The organism is Streptomyces sp. H51 (assembly GCF_035656535.1).
Classification (GTDB): Bacteria; Actinomycetota; Actinomycetes; order Streptomycetales; family Streptomycetaceae; genus Streptomyces.
In genome coordinates this window covers 398,172-417,495 of record NZ_JAYMHD010000011.1, presented here as the reverse complement: position 1 = coordinate 417,495, position 19,324 = coordinate 398,172, and the positions used below count along the sequence as shown (strand labels likewise).

Annotated in this window: 15 protein-coding genes; 8 read left to right on the top strand and 7 right to left on the bottom strand. The window is 71.5% G+C overall.

Going from position 1 to position 19,324, the window contains the following annotated elements; translation table 11 throughout:
- Positions 1 to 41: 41 nt before the first annotated feature.
- Entirely contained in the window at positions 42 to 1,031 is a 990-nt protein-coding gene (locus tag VKA29_RS02385) for an aldo/keto reductase (protein ID WP_324783576.1), read from the top strand.
- Positions 1,032 to 1,151: 120 nt separating this feature from the next.
- Here the strand turns inward: VKA29_RS02385 and VKA29_RS02380 are convergent, their stop codons facing one another.
- Positions 1,152 to 1,385: a Uma2 family endonuclease gene (locus VKA29_RS02380; protein ID WP_420718424.1), complete on the bottom strand. Its 234-nt coding sequence runs from the start codon at positions 1,383 to 1,385 to the stop codon at positions 1,152 to 1,154.
- Positions 1,386 to 1,598: 213 nt separating this feature from the next.
- On the bottom strand, positions 1,599 to 2,273 hold the full coding sequence (locus VKA29_RS02375; protein WP_324783428.1) for a GDSL-type esterase/lipase family protein: 675 nt from the start codon (positions 2,271 to 2,273) through the stop codon (positions 1,599 to 1,601).
- 89 nt (positions 2,274 to 2,362) lie between these two features.
- Here VKA29_RS02375 and VKA29_RS02370 point away from each other — a divergent pair, with 89 nt between their 5' ends.
- Positions 2,363 to 3,334, top strand: coding sequence for a WD40 repeat domain-containing protein (locus VKA29_RS02370; protein WP_324783427.1), 972 nt, complete (start codon positions 2,363 to 2,365; stop codon positions 3,332 to 3,334).
- A gap of 218 nt (positions 3,335 to 3,552) precedes the next feature.
- The gene (locus VKA29_RS02365; protein ID WP_324783426.1) at positions 3,553 to 5,067 is read left to right on the top strand and encodes a cellulase family glycosylhydrolase; all 1,515 of its coding nucleotides are present in this window, start codon (positions 3,553 to 3,555) and stop codon (positions 5,065 to 5,067) included.
- Positions 5,068 to 5,173: 106 nt separating this feature from the next.
- Here VKA29_RS02365 and serC read toward each other — a convergent pair whose 3' ends face one another.
- On the bottom strand, positions 5,174 to 6,292 hold the full coding sequence (gene serC, locus VKA29_RS02360) for a phosphoserine transaminase (protein ID WP_324783425.1): 1,119 nt from the start codon (positions 6,290 to 6,292) through the stop codon (positions 5,174 to 5,176).
- A gap of 254 nt (positions 6,293 to 6,546) precedes the next feature.
- On the opposite strand from serC, the gene VKA29_RS02355 reads away from it, so the two are divergent.
- From VKA29_RS02355 to VKA29_RS02345, 3 genes are all read left to right on the top strand, one after another.
- On the top strand, positions 6,547 to 7,122 hold the full coding sequence (locus VKA29_RS02355) for an IS607 family transposase (RefSeq protein ID WP_324783424.1): 576 nt from the start codon (positions 6,547 to 6,549) through the stop codon (positions 7,120 to 7,122).
- Entirely contained in the window at positions 7,115 to 8,896 is a 1,782-nt protein-coding gene (locus VKA29_RS02350; protein WP_324783423.1) for a transposase, read from the top strand. The genes VKA29_RS02355 and VKA29_RS02350 overlap by 8 nt, the downstream gene beginning before the upstream one ends.
- A 253-nt stretch (positions 8,897 to 9,149) precedes the next feature.
- Positions 9,150 to 12,161, top strand: a complete 3,012-nt coding sequence (locus VKA29_RS02345) for an FAD-binding and (Fe-S)-binding domain-containing protein (RefSeq protein WP_324783422.1) — start codon at positions 9,150 to 9,152, stop codon at positions 12,159 to 12,161.
- 251 nt (positions 12,162 to 12,412) lie between these two features.
- On the opposite strand, the gene VKA29_RS02340 is transcribed toward VKA29_RS02345, so the two are convergent.
- On the bottom strand, positions 12,413 to 13,327 hold the full coding sequence (locus VKA29_RS02340) for an acetamidase/formamidase family protein (RefSeq protein WP_324783421.1): 915 nt from the start codon (positions 13,325 to 13,327) through the stop codon (positions 12,413 to 12,415).
- 5 nt (positions 13,328 to 13,332) lie between these two features.
- Positions 13,333 to 14,748 (bottom strand): APC family permease, encoded by a 1,416-nt coding sequence (locus tag VKA29_RS02335; protein WP_324783420.1) that lies wholly within the window; start codon positions 14,746 to 14,748, stop codon positions 13,333 to 13,335.
- Positions 14,749 to 14,858: 110 nt separating this feature from the next.
- Between VKA29_RS02335 and VKA29_RS02330 the strand changes: the two genes are divergently transcribed.
- Both VKA29_RS02330 and VKA29_RS02325 read left to right on the top strand, forming a co-directional pair.
- The gene (locus VKA29_RS02330; protein ID WP_324783419.1) at positions 14,859 to 15,611 is read left to right on the top strand and encodes a FadR/GntR family transcriptional regulator; all 753 of its coding nucleotides are present in this window, start codon (positions 14,859 to 14,861) and stop codon (positions 15,609 to 15,611) included.
- Between the two features lie 266 nt (positions 15,612 to 15,877).
- The gene (locus VKA29_RS02325) at positions 15,878 to 16,804 is read left to right on the top strand and encodes an EamA family transporter (RefSeq protein WP_324783418.1); all 927 of its coding nucleotides are present in this window, start codon (positions 15,878 to 15,880) and stop codon (positions 16,802 to 16,804) included.
- Positions 16,805 to 16,959: 155 nt separating this feature from the next.
- Here the strand turns inward: VKA29_RS02325 and VKA29_RS02320 are convergent, their stop codons facing one another.
- Both VKA29_RS02320 and VKA29_RS02315 read right to left on the bottom strand, forming a co-directional pair.
- Complete coding sequence (locus VKA29_RS02320; RefSeq protein ID WP_324783417.1) at positions 16,960 to 17,844, bottom strand: aminoglycoside phosphotransferase family protein; 885 nt, start codon at positions 17,842 to 17,844, stop codon at positions 16,960 to 16,962.
- The gene (locus VKA29_RS02315) at positions 17,841 to 19,286 is read right to left on the bottom strand and encodes a helix-turn-helix transcriptional regulator (RefSeq protein ID WP_324783416.1); all 1,446 of its coding nucleotides are present in this window, start codon (positions 19,284 to 19,286) and stop codon (positions 17,841 to 17,843) included. Before VKA29_RS02315 ends, VKA29_RS02320 begins: the two co-directional genes overlap by 4 nt.
- Between the last annotated feature and the right edge of the window lie 38 nt (positions 19,287 to 19,324).

The following is a 19,324-nucleotide window of genomic DNA, read 5'->3' as shown; positions in this document are numbered from 1 at the left end:
TGCTTGCCTTGAGCGGACTCGAAGGCGTTGGCTGGGGTTCCATGGAGTACACGCAGCTTGGACGCACCGGACTCAAGGTCAGCCGACTGGTCCTCGGCACCATGAACTTCGGCCCCCAGACGGACGAGGCCACCAGCCACGCGATCATGGACGCGGCCCTCGACGCGGGGCTGAATTTCGTGGACACGGCGAATGTGTACGGGTGGGGGGAGAACAAGGGCCGCACGGAATCGATCATCGGGAACTGGTTCGCCAAGGGCGGGGAACGGCGCGACAAGGTCGTGCTCGCCACCAAGGTGTACGGGAACATGGGCCCGGACGGCGAGGCCTGGCCCAACCACGACAAGCTCTCCGCCGTCAACATCCGGCGGGCGGTCGACGCCAGCCTCAAGCGGCTGCGGACCGACTACATCGATCTGTACCAGTTCCACCACATCGACCGCAGCACTCCCTTCGAGGAGATCTGGCAGGCCATGGACGTGCTGGTGCAGCAGGGGAAGATCCTTTACGTGGGGTCCAGCAACTTCCCCGGATACAAGATCGCCCAGGCCAACGAGACCGCCGCGAGGCGCGGCTCCTTCGGGCTCGTCAGCGAGCAGTGCCTCTACAACCTCTTCGAGCGCCGCGCCGAGATGGAGGTCATCCCGGCCGCGCAGGACTACGGGCTCGGCGTCATCCCGTGGTCGCCGCTGCACGGCGGGCTGCTCGGCGGTGTCATCAGGAAGCAGGTCGAGGGCGGGCGCCGCGGCTCCGGACGCGCCCCCGACACCCTCGCCGACCCCGCCGTACGCACCCAGATCCAGGCTTACGAGGATCTGCTCGACAAGCACGGCCTCGAACCCGGTGAGGTCGCCCTCGCCTGGCTGCTCACCCGGCCGGGCGTGACCGGCCCGATCGTCGGCCCGCGCACCGCCGAGCAGCTCGACTCGGCGCTGCGTGCGGTCGAACTGGAGCTGCCGGCGGAACTGCTGGCGGCTCTCGACGAGATCTTCCCCGGCCCGGGGCCCGCGCCGGAGGCATTCGCCTGGTGATCAACCGGGCCGCCGCGCCCAGGACCGCCGCCCCTCCACAGGGGCGGCGGTCACCGCCTGGCCGTGTGTGCTCCATGCTCCCGGGCAGACCGCTCGGAGCGCGCTCCGTGCGGGCACCGGTCAGTCGCGGGGGAAGCCGTCGGTCTTGAGGACGAGGCCGAGGTGGGTGGTGGTCATGTCTACGTCCGCGCCGAAGGTGAGGGAGAGCTCGTTGACGTACTCGCCTTCCTTCGGCTGGCTGTGGAGGCGGCACTTGCCCTGGTACGGGTCGACGATGAGATGGACGGGGACCTCGGCGACCGCGTAGGTGAGCTTCTTGGGCCCGTAGTCGTTCGCAGCCGTGTCCTTGGAGATGACCTCGGCCGATCTTCTCGAGCGACTCGAACATGACGTCCAGCGTCAGCTCGCCGCGTTCCTCGGCCAGGGCGCCGGCCGCTCTCGATCCTGTCTTCCAGGACGGTCATCGTGGCGCTCCTCCCCGGCTGCCCCGACACACGAGTACAACCGCGCGGTACAACGATACGCACGGTGACCAACACGCGGCGGAACGCCGCCGTGCCCTCCGGGTCAGTCGCCGTAGGGGAGGCCCAGGCCCCAGGCCTGGTGCATGGCGTCCGCGAAGGCCGCCGCGATCTTGTGCTCGCCGCTGTCGTTGGGGTGCGTGCCGTCGTAGGTGTCGCGGTCGATGTCGTACGAGGGCGGGGGCGAGGCCAGCAGCAGGGGGGAGCGCGGCTCGTCCAGGTCGGCCACGGCCTTGGCGAGCAGTTCGTTGAAGCGGGCGACCTGCGCGCCGAAGGGGGCGTCGGACAGGGCGCGGACGTTGGGTATGACGGGCAGTACGGCCATGCGGACGCGCGGGTTCGCGGTGCGGGCCTCGGCGACGAAGCGGCGCACGTTGTCCGCCGTCTGCTCCGCGTTCGTGTAGAAGCCCAGGTCGATCAGGCCCAGGGCGACCAGCAGCACGTCGGCCCGGTGCGCGCGGACCGCCTCGCCGATCAGGGGCGCCATGTGCAGCCAGCCCTCGCCCCAGCCGGCCAGGTGGGCGCGCGGGAAGTCCGGTTCGGCGTAGGCGTACGACACGGGCGCGTCCGCCGCCTTGTCGTACAGCGTCTCGCGCGGTCCGACGAGGGCGAACGGATCCCCGTACGTTTCGCACAGGTGCCGCCACATCCGGTAACGCCACGTGTGTTCGCCCGCGCTCCCGATCGTCTGGGAGTCGCCGACGGGCATGAGCCTGAGCATCCGCTCATGATGGACGATCAGCGGGGCGGGTGGGGTGTGAGGCCGGACACGCCTGCGTGAACGGGCCGCGGGGATGGCAGTCTTGGGCCATGCGCCGATCGTTCGCTCTCCTCGCCGGGATCCTGCTCACGGGTGCCTGCGCGCTGCCCGCCGCCGCCGCGGGCGGCGACCAGTCGTTCACCATCAAGGACCCGCGCATCACGGAGTCCAGCGGCCTCGCCGCCTCCCGCCTGCACCCCGGGATCTACTGGACGCACAACGACAGCGACGACGGGCCCTACCTGTACGCGGTGGACAGCGCCACCGGCCGGACCGTCGCCCGCGTCACCCTGACCGGTATCGGCTCGCCGCGCGACGTCGAGGCGATCTCCATAGGACCCGGCAACCAGATCTACGTCGGTGACATCGGCGACAACCTCGGCGGCAAGTGGCCGTACGTGTGGATCTACCGGCTGCCGGAGCCGAAGAAGCTGACCGACCAGACCGTGCGGGCCACGCAGTACGTGGTGAAGTACGCGGACGGCGCCCGCGACGCCGAGTCGCTCGTGGTCGACCCGAAGACCGGCCGCGCCTACATCATCGACAAGAACGAGGACGGCGGGCACCTCTACCAGGGCCCGGCCACCCTGTCGCCGTCCGGCGCGAACGTCTTCCGTCCGGTCGCCACCGTCGACCTGTGGGCCACCGACGCCGCGCTCTCCCCGGACGGCCGGCGGCTCGCCGTGCGCGGCTACTTCGGCGGGATCTGGTACGACTTCGACGGCGGGCGCATCAAGCGGGAGGGCCGGCTCGACGTGCCCCTCCAGGGTCAGGGCGAGTCCGTCAGCTACTCCGCCGACGGATCGAAGCTCCTGTACGGCAGCGAGGGCGCCGGCAGTTCCGTGCAGGCGGAGGACGCGCCCGGCGCCGGCGGTGGCAAGTCCCCCTCGGGAAGCGCCGGTTCGGGTGCGGCGGCCGGCAGCGGCGACGGTCTGGGCTCCACCTTCAAGACCGGCGCCCTCGCCGTGGCCGTCGCCGCGGCGGCCCTCTTCGGCCTCCGGCGGCTGGTGCGTCGCCGCTGAGGTCCGCGGAAGTCCGCGGAACTCCGCGGAACTCCGCGGAACTCCGCGGAAGTTCGCTGAGGTCCGCGGAAGTCCGAGGAGCTTCGCGGAAGTTCGCGCCCGAGCGCTGCGCGATGTCTTGACGTGGGCATGGTGTGTCAGTTTCCTGGGGGGTGCGTGGTGTGATGGGAGCGCTCCCATCGGTTCCGGGCCCGCGCCTGTCGAGAGGACCCAGGCACATGTTCCGCAGCTTGCGAAGAGCGCTGTGCGCCGCCGCGGCGCTGTTGTTACCGCTGGCCGGCGCGCAGACCGCGCACGCCGTCGGCACCGCCGACACGGCCGGTGCGGGCTACTGGCACACCAGTGGCCGGCAGATCCTCGACGCGGCCGGGCAGCCGGTCCGGATCGCCGGCATCAACTGGTTCGGCTTCGAGACCGGCAACCACGTCGTCCACGGCCTGTGGTCCCGCGACTACAAGAGCATGATCGACCAGATGAAGTCGCTGGGCTACAACACCATCCGGCTGCCCTACAGCGACGACATCCTCAAGTCCGGGACCACCCCCGACAGCATCGACTTCTCCGGCGGCAAGAACGCCGACCTGCAGGGCCTCACCTCCCTGCAGGTCATGGACAAGCTCGTCGCCTACGCCGGCCAGGACGGGATGAAGGTCATCCTCGACCGCCACCGCCCGGACTCCGGCGGCCAGTCGGCCCTCTGGTACACGGCGTCGGTGCCGGAGTCGACCTGGATCGCCAACCTCAGGTCGCTGGCCTCCCGTTACGTCGGCAATTCCACCGTCATCGGCATCGACCTGCACAACGAGCCGCACGATCCCGCCTGCTGGGGCTGCGGGGACACGACGAGGGACTGGCGCCTGGCCGCGCAGCGGGGCGGCAACGCGGTGCTCTCCGTCAACCCCGAGCTGCTGATCTTCGTGGAGGGCGTGCAGACCGTCGACGGCGTCTCCGGCTGGTGGGGCGGCAACCTGATGGGCGTCGCGCAGTACCCGGTGCAGCTCGACGTGGCGAACCGGGTCGTGTACTCCGCCCACGACTACGCCACCAGCGTCGCCCAGCAGAGCTGGTTCAGCGATCCGTCGTTCCCCGCCAACATGCCCGGGGTGTGGGACAAGTACTGGGGCTACATCTTCAAACAGAACATCGCGCCCGTGTGGATCGGCGAGTTCGGCACCACGCTCCAGTCGACCGTCGACCAGAAGTGGCTCGCCGCACTGGTGAGTTACCTGCGCCCGACGTCGACGTACGGCGCCGACTCCTTCCAGTGGACGTTCTGGTCCTGGAACCCCAACTCCGGTGACACCGGCGGGATCCTCAAGGACGACTGGAACACGGTGGACACCGTCAAGGACGGCTACCTGGCGAGCATCAAGGCGTCCGGGTTCCCGGGCAGCGGCGGGAGCGGCGGCGGCACCGGAGGCGGCGGTTCCACGGCTGCCTGCAGCGCCGCCTACACCGTCAGCAGCGACTGGGGCGGCGGCTTCAACGCCGAGGTGAAGGTGACCAACACCGGGACGACCGCGCTGTCGTCCTGGAAGGTGACCTGGACCTGGAGCGGCTCCCAGCAGGTCACGAGCATGTGGAACGCCTCGTACACGCAGTCCGGTTCGACCGTGACCGCGGTGAACGCCGCACACAACGGCAGCCTGGCCGCGGGCGCTTCGGCGACCTTCGGGTTCGGCGGCGCGCCGGGCGGCGGGGCGGTGCCGAGCGTGAGCTGCACGGCCGCATGACAGAAGGGCGCCCGGTGGACACCGGGCGCCCTTCAGCGACGTACGGAAGCGGCCGGCGCGGCCGGAGCGGTGGAACCGACCGGCGCGCCGGAAGCGACGGACGCGGTCAGAGCTTCTCGATCACGTAGTCGACGCACTTCGTCAGCGCCTCGACGTCCGCCGGGTCGATCGCCGGGAACATCGCCACCCGCAGCTGGTTGCGGCCGAGCTTGCGGTACGGCTCGGTGTCGACGATGCCGTTGGCGCGCAGGACCTTGGCGACGGCGGCGGCGTCGATCTCGTCCGAGAAGTCGATCGTGCCGATGACCTGCGAGCGCTTGGCCGGGTCGGCGACGAACGGGTTCGCGTACTTGACGTCTTCGGCCCACCCGTACAGCGTGCGCGCGGAGGTGGCGGTGCGGCGGACCGACCAGTCCAGGCCGCCCTGGCCGTTGAGCCACTCCAGCTGCTGGTTGAGCAGGAAGAGGGTGGCGAGCGCCGGGGTGTTGTACGTCTGGTTCTTGCGGGAGTTGTCGATCGCCGTCGGCAGGCTGAAGAACTCCGGGACGTGACGGCCGGAGGCGTGCACGCGCTCGGCCCGCTCGATCGCGGCCGGGGAGAAGACGCCGATCCACAGGCCGCCGTCGGAGGCGAAGGACTTCTGCGGGGCGAAGTAGTAGACGTCCGTCTCGGCGATGTCGACCGGCAGACCGCCGGCGCCGGAGGTGGCGTCGACCAGGACCAGGGCGCCCTCGTCGGCGCCGGCCACCCGCTTGATCGGCATGGCGACGCCGGTGGAGGTCTCGTTGTGCGTGAAGGCGTAGACGTCCACGCCCGCCTCGGCCTCGGCCTCGGGGTGCGTGCCCGGGTCGGCGGAGACGACGGTGGGCTCGGCCAGCCAGGGGGCGAGCTTGGCGGCCTTGGCGAACTTCGAGGAGAACTCGCCGAAGCTGAGGTGCTGCGACTTGTTCTCGATCAGGCCGTGGGTCGCGATGTCCCAGAAGGCCGTCGAGCCGCCGTTGCCGAGGATGACCTCGTAGCCGTCGGGCAGCTGGAACAGCTCGGAGATGCCCTCGCGCACCTTGCCGACCAGGTTCTTCACCGGAGCCTGACGGTGGGAGGTGCCGAGGAGGGAGGTGCCGGTCGCGGCGAGGGCGTCCAGCGCCTCCGTCCGCACCTTGGAGGGACCCGCGCCGAAACGTCCGTCCGCGGGCTTGATGTCAGAAGGAATCTGGATCTCAGCCACGACTGGAGGGTATCCGCTGCGGGAAACCTGGGCGAAACGTCGTCCGTCCGGTGAGACGCGTGTCTCGGCGGCCGCCCCCGGGGGCCGGTGGCCGTCCGGATGCCGGGCGGTCCGCTGGACACCCCACCGGTTCGCAGGGCGCTTGGTGGTGCGCAGGGCGCTTGGCGGTGCGCCGGGCGGGGGTCTTCAACTGCTGGTCTTCAAGGTCGGGTGAGTGAGCGTAACCATGTGTGAGTGAGTGTCGTTGTCAGAGCATGAATCTCACGGAATGGGCGAAGGCGCAGGGCGTGCATCCGCAGACCGCGTATCGCTGGTTCCGTGAGGGGACGCTGCCGGTACCGGCTCAGCGGGTCGGCTCGCGCACGATCCTCGTGAATGTGGGGGTCAATGCCGCGCTCGAAGCGATCGGCGGGCTGGGCCTGTATGCCCGTGTCTCCTCCCATGACCAGAGGACTGACCTGGAACGGCAGGTCGCCCGGCTGTCCCGGTGGGCGGCGCAGGCCGGCCACCGGGTGGTGCGGGTGGAGGCGGAGATCGCGTCCGGTATGAACGGTGCCCGCCCCAAAGTCAAGCGGCTGCTGGCCGATCCGGACGTGACCACGGTGGTGGTCGAGCACAAGGATCGGCTGGGCCGGATGAACACCGAACTTGTCGAAGCCGCCTTGTCCGCGCATGGGCGCCGCCTCGTGGTACTTGACGACGGCGAGGCCGAAGACGATCTGGTGCGCGACATGGTGGAGGTGCTGACCTCGTTCTGCGCTCGCCTGTACGGTCGCCGGTCGGCGAAGAAGCGGGCCCGCAAGGCTTTGGAGGCCGCCGAGCATGGCTGACTCCACACGGCGCACGATCGAGGCGCCGTTCGTTGCGCTGGGCCCGTCCGGGGTGGCGATCCGCACCAGCATCAAGGGCATGTCCCGGCGGGCTCGTGAGGTGCTGCCCCTGGTGGGCGCACACCTTGGTTCGCTGGCTTCCGCCGACCTCAAGGCACGTTGCCGGGCGGGTACCGATCACGACAGCGACCAGTGGGCGGAGCGTAAGCGGGCCCTGACCGAGGAGTCGTCCTCGCGCTGGGCCGGGAGCATCACGAAGGCCACCCACGACCAGTGGGGCCTCTCGCGCCGTGCCCAGCTCGCCCACATCCACAGCCTTGAGGCCGGGGTGCGCACGATCGCGCACCGCCTGTCCCAGCCGGTCGGGGAGAAGGGCACGAAGCGGGCGCCGGGCGGCTACCGCACGAAGAGGGAGTGGTTCCAAAAGACCCGGCGCCTGCACGTGCTGGAAGACCGGCTGGAGCGCGAGCGGTCCGATCGTGAGGCCGGTGTCGTGCACGTGGCGCGGGGCGGGAAGCGACTGGCCCGCAACCGGCACAATCTGGAAGCCGCCCAGCTGACCGAGCACGAGTGGCGCAGGCGCTGGAATGCCGGACGCTGGTTCCTCCAGGCAGACGGGGAGTCGGGGAAGCGTTTCGGGAACGAGACCATCCGCGTCAGCTCCGACGGCGAGGTCAGCATCAGACTTCCGGCTCCGCTGGCGCACCTGGCCAACGCCCCGCACGGCCGGTACGTGCTCGACGGCCGGATCAACTTCCGGCACCGCGGCGAAGAGTGGGCCGACCGTGTATCGGCGAACCGTGCCGTCGGCTACCGCATCCACCTGGACGTGGACCGGAACCGCTGGTACCTCACCGCGTCATGGACGATCCCGCCGGTCCAGACCGTTCCCCTGACCGCAGCCAGAGCGAACGGGCTCATCGGTGCGGACACCAACGCCGACCACTTCGCAGCGTGGCGTCTGGACGAGCACGGCAACCCGACGGGTGAGCCCCGCCGATTCCCCTACGATCTCGACGGGCCGGCCACTTACCGGGACGCCCAGGTCAGGCACGCCCTCACCCGCCTCCTTCACTGGGCACGGCGCGAAGGCGTCTCCATCGCGATCGAGGACCTGGACTTCGGCGCGGACAAGACGCGGGAGAAGCACGGCTGCAAGAAGCGGTTCCGCAAGCTGATCTCCGGCATGCCCGTCGCCAGACTGCGGGCACGGCTCGTGTCCATGGCCGCCACACTCGGCATCACCATCGTCGTCGTCGACCCCGCCTACACCTCCCGCTGGGGTGCCGAACACTGGCAGAAGCCCCTCAGCAGCAAGAACCGCAAACCCACCCGCCACGACGCCGCCGGCGTCGCGATCGGGCGACGCGCTCTCGGGCACCGGATCCGGCGACGGACGGCACCGCCCCCACACGACCAGAGCGATCGTGCGGGGCATCGGACCGCCCAGGCCGGACACGGCAACCGCGGGCGTGAGGAAACCCGCCCCCGCATCCCCGGACCACGGACACAATCCGTGTCGCCGGACGCGGCGCGAACGCGGGTGACCAGCGCATCCACAACCCTTCGGGATGCGCCAGCTGACCAGGCCTGGGTCCAAGACCCACTCCTGCTCACTGATGAGGAACGGTGTGCGTCGGACTCGGGTGTGTCCGTCGGACACGGGTGGTCCCGCGGGCGGCGGCCTGTCGCCGGGCGGCGGCCTCCGCCCGGCAGCCGCGGGTCTCCGGGAGTGGCCGGTCCGCCGGGCGGCCTGTCCGCTGGACGTGGCTGATGCGCCGGATGCGGCCTGGTCGCCCTCCGGCCGCGGGTTCTCCGGAAGACGGCTGGGGCGTCCGGCGTGGCCTGCCCGCTGGACATGGCCGGTCGCCGGATGCCGACCGGTTCGCCGGACGCCCGCCCGTTCGGCGGGCGTGGCTGTTCTGCCCCGCGCTCGCCGGGTCGCCGGGCGCCTGCCTGACACTCGCCGGGTCTCCGGTTCGCCGGGCGGGGCCGTTTCGCCGGGCGGTGACTGGTTTGCTGGGTGCATGAGCGATCTCGAGAGCGAGCTGCGTTCCGCCGTGCGGGGCGAGGTGGGCTTCGACGTCACCGCCCGCGCGCTCGTCACCATGGACGCCTCCAACTACCGCCGGGTCCCGCTCGGGGTCGTCGCGCCGTACGACGCCGGCGACGTGGCCGCCGTGCTGGAGGTGTGCGGGACGCACGGGGTGCCCGTCGTCGCGCGGGGCGGGGGCACGTCGATCGCCGGGCAGGCGACCGGCGCCGGGGTCGTGCTGGACTTCACCCGGCACATGAACCGGCTGGTCTCCCTCGACGCGGAGTCCCGTACCGCCGTCGTACAGCCCGGCCTCGTCCTCGACCGGCTCCAGGAGGCCGCCGCCCCGCACGGGCTGCGGTTCGGACCCGACCCCTCCACGCACAGCCGCTGCACGCTCGGCGGCATGATCGGCAACAACTCCTGCGGCTCGCACTCGGTGGCCTGGGGGACGACGGCCGACAACGTGCGGGAGCTGTCCGTCGTCACCGCGCGCGGGCAGCGGCTGCGGCCCGGGCCGGGCTGGGCCGGGGCGCCGGAGGGCCTGCGGGGACTGGTGGAGGGGGAACTGGCGCGGCTGCGGACCGGGTTCCCGGAGCTGCCGCGCCGTATCTCCGGGTACGCGCTGGACGCGCTGCTGCCCGAGCGGGGCGCCGACGTGGCCCGCTCCCTGTGCGGCTCGGAGGGCACGCTGGCCGTGCTCACCGAGGCTGTGGTGCGGCTGGTCCGGGCGCCACGCGCGCGGGCGCTCGCCGTCCTCGGGTACGCCGACGAGAGCGCCGCCGCCGAGGCCGCGGCCGGGCTGCGGGCGTGGGCGTCCTCCCGCCCGAACGGAACCGGTCGCGGAACCGGTCGCGGAACCGGTCGCGGAATCGGTCACGGAACCGGGAGCGGACCCGGCGGCGGGGGAGGGCCGCTCACGCTGGAGGGGATGGCGGCCGACCTGGTGCCGACGTCGGCCGCGCTGCCGCGGGGCGGCGCCTGGCTGTTCGTGGAGACCGGCGGCGAGTCGGAGGCCGAGGCGCGCGCGGGTGCGGAGGCGGTCGTGCGGGCCGCCGACGTGGTGGACTCCCTGGTGGTGACGGACGAGGCCGGGCAGCGGGCGCTGTGGCGCATCCGGGAGGACGCCGCGGGCACGGCCACCCGGATGCCGGACGGCACCGAGGCCTGGCCGGGCTGGGAGGACTGCGCGGTGCCGCCCGCCCGGCTCGGGGCGTACCTGCGGGACTTCCGGGGGCTGCTGGCCGCCCACGGCCTGCGCGGCACGCCGTACGGGCACTTCGGGGACGGCTGCATCCACGTCCGCATCGACTTCGACCTCCTGACACGGGCCGGCGTCGGCCGCTTCCGGCGCTTCTCGGAGGAACTCGCCGACCTGGTGGTGGCGCACGGCGGCTCGCTGTCCGGGGAGCACGGGGACGGGCAGGCGCGGGCCGAACTGCTGGCGCGGATGTACGGCGCGGAGACGGTGGCCCTCTTCGAGCGGGTCAAGGGAGTCTGGGACCCCGACGGCCTGCTCAACCCCGGCATGCTGGTCCGCCCGGCCCCGCTGGACTCCGGCCTGCGCTTCGCGGTCCTGCCGCGCGAGCCGGTCGACGTGGCCTTCGGCTACCCGGCGGACGGCGGCGACTTCACGGCGGCGGTACGGCGGTGCGTCGGCGTCGCCAAGTGCCGTACCGCGGCGGCGTCCGGACCGGCCGTCATGTGCCCGTCCTTCCGGGTCACCGGCGAGGAGGAGCACTCCACGCGCGGGCGGGCCCGGCTGCTGCACGAGATGCTGGCAGGCGAACTGGTCACCGACGGCTGGCGGTCGGCGGAGGTCCGCGACGCCCTGGACCTGTGCCTGGGCTGCAAGGGCTGCCGCTCCGACTGCCCGGCCGGTGTGGACATGGCCACCTACAAGGCTGAGTTCCTGCACCACCACTACGCCGGCCGGCGCCGCCCGGCCGCCCACCACAGCATGGGCCGGCTGCCGGAGTGGCTGCGCTGGACGGCCCGGACCCGCACCGCCGGGCTGGTCAACGCCCTGGCCGCCGTACCGCCGTCGGCGTGGGCGGCGAAACGGCTCGGCGGGATCGCGCCCGAACGGCGGATCCCGCGGCTGGCGACGCGCACGTTCACCCGGTGGTGGCGCGGGCGGGCCGGAGCGGCTTCCGGCGCCGGGGACCTGGTGGTGCTGTGGCCGGACACCTTCACCGAGCACTTCTCGCCCGAGGTGGGGCGGGCGGCGGTGCGCGTGCTGGAGGCGGCCGGGCTGCGGGTGGCGCTCCCGCCGACGCTGGCGCTGCGCCGCCCGCCGGTGGGTGACGGCAGGTCCACCGTGCTCGGCCCCTGGCAGGTGCTGCGCGGCCGGGGCCGCGTCTGCTGCGGGCTGACGTACGTCTCCACCGGCCGGCTCGACCGTGCCCGGACGGTGCTGCGCCGCACCCTCGACCTGATGGAACCGGTCCTTCGGGCCGGCGTCCCGGTCGTCGTGCTGGAGCCGAGCTGTGCGGCCGCCCTCCGCGGCGACCTGCCCGAGCTGCTGCACGACGATCCGCGCGCCGCCCGCCTGGCCTCCCTGGTGCTGACCTTCGCGGAGGCCCTGGAGCGCCTGGCGCCGCGCTGGACGCCGCCGCGCCTGGACCGTCCCGCCGTCGGCCAGACCCACTGCCACCAGCACGCGGTCCTCGGCGACGACGCCGACCGCAGGCTGCGGCAAGCGGCGGGACTGAGCGGCGAGCTGACCGGCGGCTGCTGCGGGCTCGCGGGCAACTTCGGCTTCGAGCGGGGGCACTTCGAGGTGTCGGTGGCGTGCGCCGAGGAACGGCTCCTGCCGTCGGTGCGGGAGGCGGGGGAGGGCGCGGTGATCCTGGCCGACGGGTTCTCCTGCCGCACGCAGCTGGGGCAGTTGGCGGGGGCACGCGGGCGGCACCTCGCGGAGGTGCTGGCGGACGCGCTGGAGGAGGGTGAGGCGTCGGAGGCCTCCGGGCCCGGGGACGGCCGGACGGCTCCGGCGCGATGACCGGCCTCCTGCCCGTCCCCTCGGGCACGCAGGTTCGGGTGCCCTTCCGGTCGGGGCGGCCTCCTCGCGAGCCGCCGTGCCGGGCCACGGCGGCTCGCGGGCGCGCGGGCTCGCGGTGCCCGACGAGGAGGCCGCACGGCGGCTCATGACGAGGAGGCCGCACGGCCGCTTATCGCGGCTCATCGCGGCTCATGCCGAGAGGGGCCGCCGCGCGGGCGGGTCCGTGCGGCGGCCCGACGGCCGACCGCTCCTCAGAGTCCCGTCAGCAGCGACCGGTCCAGGTGGATGCTGACCACCCAGTTGGGCATGTCCACGATCTCCGAGATCACCAGGTCGCCCGCGATGCTCGCGAGCAGGTAGGCGTCGGCCACGTCGATGCCGGTGCGGCGAACGACCTCGTCGATCAGCTGGCGGGTGGCCTCCCTGGCGGCGGTCATCAGATCGGGGCCTATGCCGGTGGTGACCAGGGCGGCGCCCGTGCGGCGGGCGGCCGGAGCGGTCTCCAGGATCGGGGTGCGGGGAGCCGAGCCCTTCTCCACGCCCACCCGCAGCCGCACGGTCGCCGAGGTCTCGACGCCGGTGCCGCAGACCTCGCCGTCGCCCATCGCCGCGTGCACGTCGCCGAGGCTGAGCAGCGCGCCCTCGACTCCCACCGGCAGCCGCAGGCGGGCGCCCGGGCCGACCTGGCGGATGTCCATGTTGCCGCCCCAGCGGCGCGGCGGGACGACCGAGTGCTCGCCGGGCTCGGGGACGGCCACACCGATGGTGCCGATCATGGGCAGGACGGGCACTCCGAGGCCGGGCAGCAGTTCCGCGCGACCGCCCTCGATGGGGACGATGCGCAGGTGGGCCTCGGAGAAGTCGTCGGCGAGCAGTCCGAATCCGGGGATGCAGGCGGTCCAGCCCCAGTCGTCGACCTCGGTGTCCAGGACGTCGATCACCAGGGTGTCGCCGGGTTCGGCGCCGTCGATCCGGATCGGCCCGGTCACCGGGTTGAGCCGGCCGAAGTCCAGGTTCGCGGCGTCTCCCGCAGTCGACTCGCGGTCGAGCTGTCCGCCGCTGGACTCCTGGGTCTCCACGGTGACGGTGTCACCGGGCGCGATGGTGAGCACCGGGGGGAGGGAGTTGTCCCAGACGTTGTGGGAATCGGTGGCTTGCAGATGCATCGGTGTCAGTTCTCCAGTTCGAGCGTGGTGCCACGGCCGCTGAGGCGGTAGTAGAGCAGGACGCACCCGCCGACGGCGAGCCAGATGACGCCGCTGACCCGAGCCGTGGTGTCCATGTTCCACAGCACCGAAGCGATGATCGCGAATCCTATGAGCGGGGCGATGAGGTGCAGGCCCCAGCGGCGGCTGCGGTTGCGGAGCACGAAGTGGACGAAGACCGACACCTGCAGCATCAGGAACGAGAACAGCGCGCCGAAGTTCACCAGCGACGACAGCAGGTTCAGCTGGCCGACGAAGAACACGCCGAGGATCAGGGAGATGACGGCGACGAAGAGGATGGCGCGCTGCGGCACCTTGCGCACCGGGTGGACGTGGCCGAGGAAGGCGGGGAGCTTGCGGTCGCGGGCCATGCTGAACAGCAGGCGAGAGGTCGCGGCCTGTGCCACCAGGGAGTTGGCGACGCCGGTGGCCAGCGCGGCGGCGATCGCCACCGTGGTCTTCAGCCAGGGGCCGCCGGCGATCCCGGCGATGTCGTAGAACGCGGAGTTGGTGGCGTCGTCACCGGTGAACTCCGTCTTCCCGGGCACCAGCAGCGCGGCGACGTACGTCTGGACGACGAAGAGCACCGCCACCGCGACCAGGGCCCACAGGGTGGCCCGGCCGACCAGACGCCGGTCGCTGCTCTTGACCTCCTCGGACAGGGTGGAGATTCCGTCGAAGCCGAGGAAGCTCAGCACGGCGATGGACAGCGCGCCGAAGATGAGGCCCGGGGTGAGCAGTTCGGGCTTGAGGAACGGGTCGGCGGAGAAGTGCGCGCCGTTCTCGCCCGAGACGACGGCGGCCAGTCCGAAGCCGACGAAGAGCGCGAGCACGATCAGTTCGAGCACCAGGAAGAGCTTGTTGAGGCGGGCGGTGGACTCGATGCCGAAGAAGTTCACCACCGAGTTGACGACGACGAACGCCACCACCCACAGCCACTGCGGTACCGCGGGCACCAGTGAGGTGAGGGCGGCGGCGCTCATCACGTAGAGCAGGGTGGGGATCAGCAGGTAGTCGAGCAGGATGGCCCAGCCGGCGATGAAGCCGACCTTGTCGTTGATGCCGCGGCCCGCGTACGCGTAGACGGAACCGGCGATCGGGAAGGCACGGGACATCTCGCGGTAGCTCAGCGCGGTGAAGAGCATCGCGACCAGGCCGATGAGGTAGGTCAGCGGCACCATGCCCTTGGAGCCGTTGAAGACCACGCCGAAGATGGTGAACGGCGCGATGGGCACCATGAACACCAGGCCGTAGATGATCAGGTCGGACAGCTTCAGCGAGCGCTTGAGCTCCTGGCTGTATCCGAAGGACTCGAGGCCGGGGGCGGTCGCCTCCGAGGCCCCCTGGCCGGGAGTGTGCTCTCCCGCCGTGTCGGTGGTCATGACGCGTTCTCCGTACGTGTGTTCGATCCGATCCAGTCACGGACAGCGTAGGCAATGAAAGGTCTATTAACTAGACCTTTTATTGTTAACGTTGCGATACGGAGGTGAAGATGCCTGTCGATTCCGGGGCGGACCCCGAGGCACGGCAACCCCTGGCGCCGTTGCACACCGCGACGACCGGGGAGCAGGTGGCCCACCGGCTGGCCACGGCGATCGCGCTCGGCGAGTACAGCCTCGGCGACCGCCTCCCCAGTGAGCGGGAGCTGGCGGCGTTGCTCCGGGTCAGCCGGGAGAGCGTGCGCGTGGCGCTGCGCCGGCTCAGTGACGAGGGTCTCCTCGACATCCGCCGCGGCCGGTCCGGCGGGGCCTATGTCCAGGCGGAGTGGGCGGAGGTCAGCGCGCACGCGGTGCGGCAGGCGCTCCTCGGCCGGTGGGAGGAGTTCGAGGCCCTCTTCGACTACCGGAGACTGATCGAGAGCCTGATCGCGCGCACCGCGGCGGAGCGCGCCGACGACACCGACCGGGCCGGGCTGCGGCGCCTGCTGGCCGAATTCGACGAGGCGTCCTCCCTCAGCCGGGCCCGCGAGATCGACACCGAACTGCACCTCGCCGTGGCCCGCGCGACCCACAACTCCCGCCTGGTCGCCCTGCACCGCCGTCTGCTGTCCGAGGTGAGCCTCGGCGTCTCGATGGAGCCCTACACCTGGGACCTGTACGAACAGTCCCGCCCGGGCCACCACGCCCTGGTCACCGCGGTCTGCGAGGGTGACGCGGCGCGGGCGGCACACATCGCTCACCACCACTTCGGCATCACCGAGGACGTGTTGCGCAAGCTGGCCCACCGGGTCCGGCGCGCGACGTGATCCGCGGACGCGGCCCCAGGGGACACGGACGGTCCGGTGCCGCCCGCCCGCCCGCCGCAGCGGCCCGGCCCGGCACTCGGCCCTCCGGGCCCCGGAGTGCCGCCCGCGTGGCCGTGCGGCGTACGCCGGCATCCGTGCGGCGTGCGCCCGGCATCCGGGCGGCGTACCGTCCCGCCGAGGGGCCACCCGTCCGGCCGAATCCCTTACCGTGGATCCGTCGGAACGCCGCGATGAACCGAACCAACCCGAGCTCCTGGAACCGCCCCGTGACCACCCCTTCGTCCGCCGCCACACCCTCGCCGACCGGGCTCGGTCCCGCACCCGCGGGCGGCGTCCCGCGCCGCCGCGGCTCACTCGGCCCCGTCGGCCTGGTGCTCGCCGGCGGGGTCTCGGTGCAGTTCGGCGCCGCTCTCGCGGCGAGCCTGATGCCGCGGGCCGGCGCGCTCGGCGTCGTCACCCTGCGTCTTGTGGCGGCGGCGGTGGTCCTGCTGCTGGTCTGCCGGCCCCGGCTGCGCGGCCACTCGCGCACCGACTGGGGGACGGTGGTCGCCTTCGGTCTCACCATGGGCGTGATGAACGCCCTGTTCTACCAGTCGGTCGCCCGCATCCCGCTCGGCGCCGCGGTCACCCTGGAGGTCCTCGGCCCGCTCACCCTGTCCGTCCTCGCCTCCCGCCGCGCGGTGAACGTCGTCTGGGCCGGGCTCGCCCTCGCCGGCGTCTTCCTGCTCGGCGGCGGGGACTTCGGCGACCTCGACCCGGTGGGCACCGGCTACGCGCTGGGCGCGGGCGCCATGTGGGCGGCGTACATCGTCTTCAGTGCCCGCACCGGCCGGCGCTTCCCGCAGGCCGACGGGCTGGCGCTGGCCATGGGCGTGGCGGCGCTGCTGATGCTGCCGCTGGGGATCGCGGAGTCGGGCGCCAAGCTCACCGACCCGGTGACGATCGGGCTGGCCTCGGCCGTGGCACTGCTGTCCTCCGTCCTGCCCTACACCCTGGAACTGCTCGCCCTGCGCAGCCTGCCCGCCTCCACCTTCGCGGTCCTGATGAGTCTGGAGCCGGCCCTGGCCGCGGCGGCCGGGTTCCTGATCCTCGGCCAGACCCTGTCCGCCGCGCAGGCGGCGGCCGTCGCCCTGGTCATCGCGGCCAGCATGGGCGCGGTACGCACCCAGACGGGCCCGAAGCCCGCGTCGTAGCCCGCGTCAGGCGGGCTTGCGCCATGCCGGGGCGGCTCGGGCAGGTCAAGAGGCGATGAGGCGGCTGGTGAAGCCGTCGCGGATGAGGTACTCGTCGGCCAGCCCTTCGGTAACTGAGCCCAGCGGCAGCGATCCGGCGTTCAGGTCAGGGACAGTTACATGATCCCTGTCCATTTCCAGGGGCGGGGACCACGGCGGCCGCGAAGGCAGTCCACGCGGTACTGCGCCTCCTCCTGCCACTCCGGTCGGGTCGCTGCGTGCTGGGCCGCGTAGGTTGCCATGCGCAGCTCTCGGGCTCCAGAAAACAGCTCGTACCCTTCCCACTGCGTCACATCCAGGCCGTACAAGTCGCAGAACTCGGCGTACTCGGGGCGACTCACGGCGCCGGTAGTGGTGAGCTTCACCGCAGTGGAGACCAGGTCCCACTCCGGTGGGCCCACGGACACACGCTCGAAGTCCAGCAGGATCGGACCGGCGGCAGTCCGGGCGACGTTGCCCACCCACGCGTCACCATGGACGACACAGTCGGGAAGTCCGGCAGGACGTTGCACCCACTGGCCTTGTAGGTCCTCATGCCGTTGCCGGAGCCACGATCGCTCCTCCTCGGTCAGGGACGTTGCGGCGTCGATCCTCTCCGGCACACGGACGAACGGGTCGAGCTCGCCCAGCGCGAAGTCGGGAACCGGTAGCGGATGAATTCGCTTGAGGAGCTGCACTACGTCGCGGACGGTGCCGTTCGTGTGTGTCGGCAGTTCCTCCCAGAACGTCACAGGGCGCCCGCAGACGTCGACAGGCTGGGCGATCGACATCGCACGAACGGCCGGCACGCCGTTGTCGGCCAGCCACTGTGCGACCCTCACCTCTCGGGTGGCTGCCGCCAACTGGCCGGGGCGCGCGATGCGTGCGATGGCGCGCTCCCCCGGCAGACGCCAGATCTCGTTCTCGGCGATACGGATCGGCTCGGCGGCAGACGGATCGAGCCCGGCCGCTGAGCAGGCCGTAGCCAAGACCGCGGAGGAGGCGCGGGCCGAGATCGTCATGCCTGCAACGTAGCGCCGATTCGTTCGCGCAGGTACGCCACTTCGGGGATACGACGGTGCCGGGCAGCGAACCGGTTGAGCTCCTTCAGATCATCCGCAGCTCGCCGTGAGGTCAGGCGGCCGGCATCGGTGAGGGCCTGGTGGCCGATGACCGTGGCCTGTCGTGGGTCGCCCCTGGCCATCAGGAGGCTTGCCAGCTTGGTATCGGAGATTGCGCGCGAGCGGGCATATGCGTTGTCGTGGCCTTCGATGGCGATCTCGAAGCGCCGCCGGGCCTGCCCGGGGTCCTGGTCCTTCAACAGGACCAGGTCGTACAGCGCGTGTGCGGTGTCCCCGTGGTGCTGGGCTCCGTCGTAGTAGGCCATCCAGGGTGGATCGTCCTGCGGGTCGGACTTCGCGAAGGCGTCGTCGGCGGCCCCGACGGCAGACATCGCACCGCTGATGTCGCCCATTTTCCCGAACGCGCGAGCGCGTGCCGTGTGCAGCATGGCCCGGATGGTCGGTGTGAGCCGGTCGGCCCGGACGAGCCCCTTCTCCGCGTAGGTCAGGCCTGTGTCCGGGTCGCCGATCCAGATGGCTTGTCGTGCGAGGAACGAGAAGACTTTGGCGCGCAGGTGCCACTCATCGGCCTCCTCGGCACAGTCCGCGGCGATCTTGAAGGCGATGCGGGCATCGTCGTGTGCGTAGGCGTCGAAGTGGGATGCGCCGACTACGACGCCCAGGCGGGCGACAGCGGTGTGGAGCGGCGCGCGGAGCTGCTCGGGGCAAGGGACGGTGAGCAGACGGACCGCCCACTCCAGGGCTCGGCCGGCGAGTACGCCGACGATCCCTCCGCCGCCGTGAGCGTTGTCCCGGCGGTAGATGTCTTCCGCCACGTTCAGGACTGCCGTGATGTCCTTGGGGCGAATCCGGGTGGGTGGCTCGTGCGGGGCGGTGGGTGCGACGAGCGCGGCAAGATCTATTGATGCGACGGCGGCCAGACTGCTGTTGGCCAGGAAAGCGCGACGGTCCACAGGCTCAGTGCTCCCCAGCGGTGATGAATTCTCTCTGCCCAGGATGCGGCCTTGGTGTGCTTGAACGGTGCCATCCATCGGGCGGTCGGCGTTCTTTTCCGATTCACTACGCCGCTTTTCCGGTTCGCCGTACACCATCCCCCAAGCGCGGGTGAGCACGCCGCCGGTCATCAAGACCTCGTCCAGACGCTCCGCCAGGTCACGGCGGCACGAGGCCTGCCCCTTCTCCACCTTCTCGACGAGGGATGGGCTGGCCTGCACCAACGGGCCCAACGAAGACGCCGAATGGCCATGTTGCTTCCTCCAGTACCGCACCTCGTGACCGAACCAGTCACGCGGCGACGCGTCGGGAGTGAGCTGCTTCTCGGGTCGTGGCATGACGAGGGTCCCCTGGGTCCTGAATCGGAAAGCCGAGCTTTCCGATTCCACGTCTGCATTCTTGGCCTTCGGTCTGCCTCAATGGTTGC

Coding starts and splice junctions, on each gene's coding strand:
- VKA29_RS02385 (WP_324783576.1), top strand. CDS start 42: ATGGAGTACACGCAGCTTGGACGCACCGGACTCAAGGTCAGCCGACTG.
- VKA29_RS02375 (WP_324783428.1), bottom strand. CDS start 2,273: ATGCTCAGGCTCATGCCCGTCGGCGACTCCCAGACGATCGGGAGCGCG.
- VKA29_RS02370 (WP_324783427.1), top strand. CDS start 2,363: ATGCGCCGATCGTTCGCTCTCCTCGCCGGGATCCTGCTCACGGGTGCC.
- VKA29_RS02365 (WP_324783426.1), top strand. CDS start 3,553: ATGTTCCGCAGCTTGCGAAGAGCGCTGTGCGCCGCCGCGGCGCTGTTG.
- VKA29_RS02355 (WP_324783424.1), top strand. CDS start 6,547: ATGAATCTCACGGAATGGGCGAAGGCGCAGGGCGTGCATCCGCAGACC.
- VKA29_RS02350 (WP_324783423.1), top strand. CDS start 7,115: ATGGCTGACTCCACACGGCGCACGATCGAGGCGCCGTTCGTTGCGCTG.
- VKA29_RS02345 (WP_324783422.1), top strand. CDS start 9,150: ATGAGCGATCTCGAGAGCGAGCTGCGTTCCGCCGTGCGGGGCGAGGTG.
- VKA29_RS02340 (WP_324783421.1), bottom strand. CDS start 13,327: ATGCATCTGCAAGCCACCGATTCCCACAACGTCTGGGACAACTCCCTC.
- VKA29_RS02335 (WP_324783420.1), bottom strand. CDS start 14,748: ATGACCACCGACACGGCGGGAGAGCACACTCCCGGCCAGGGGGCCTCG.
- VKA29_RS02330 (WP_324783419.1), top strand. CDS start 14,859: ATGCCTGTCGATTCCGGGGCGGACCCCGAGGCACGGCAACCCCTGGCG.
- VKA29_RS02320 (WP_324783417.1), bottom strand. CDS start 17,844: ATGACGATCTCGGCCCGCGCCTCCTCCGCGGTCTTGGCTACGGCCTGC.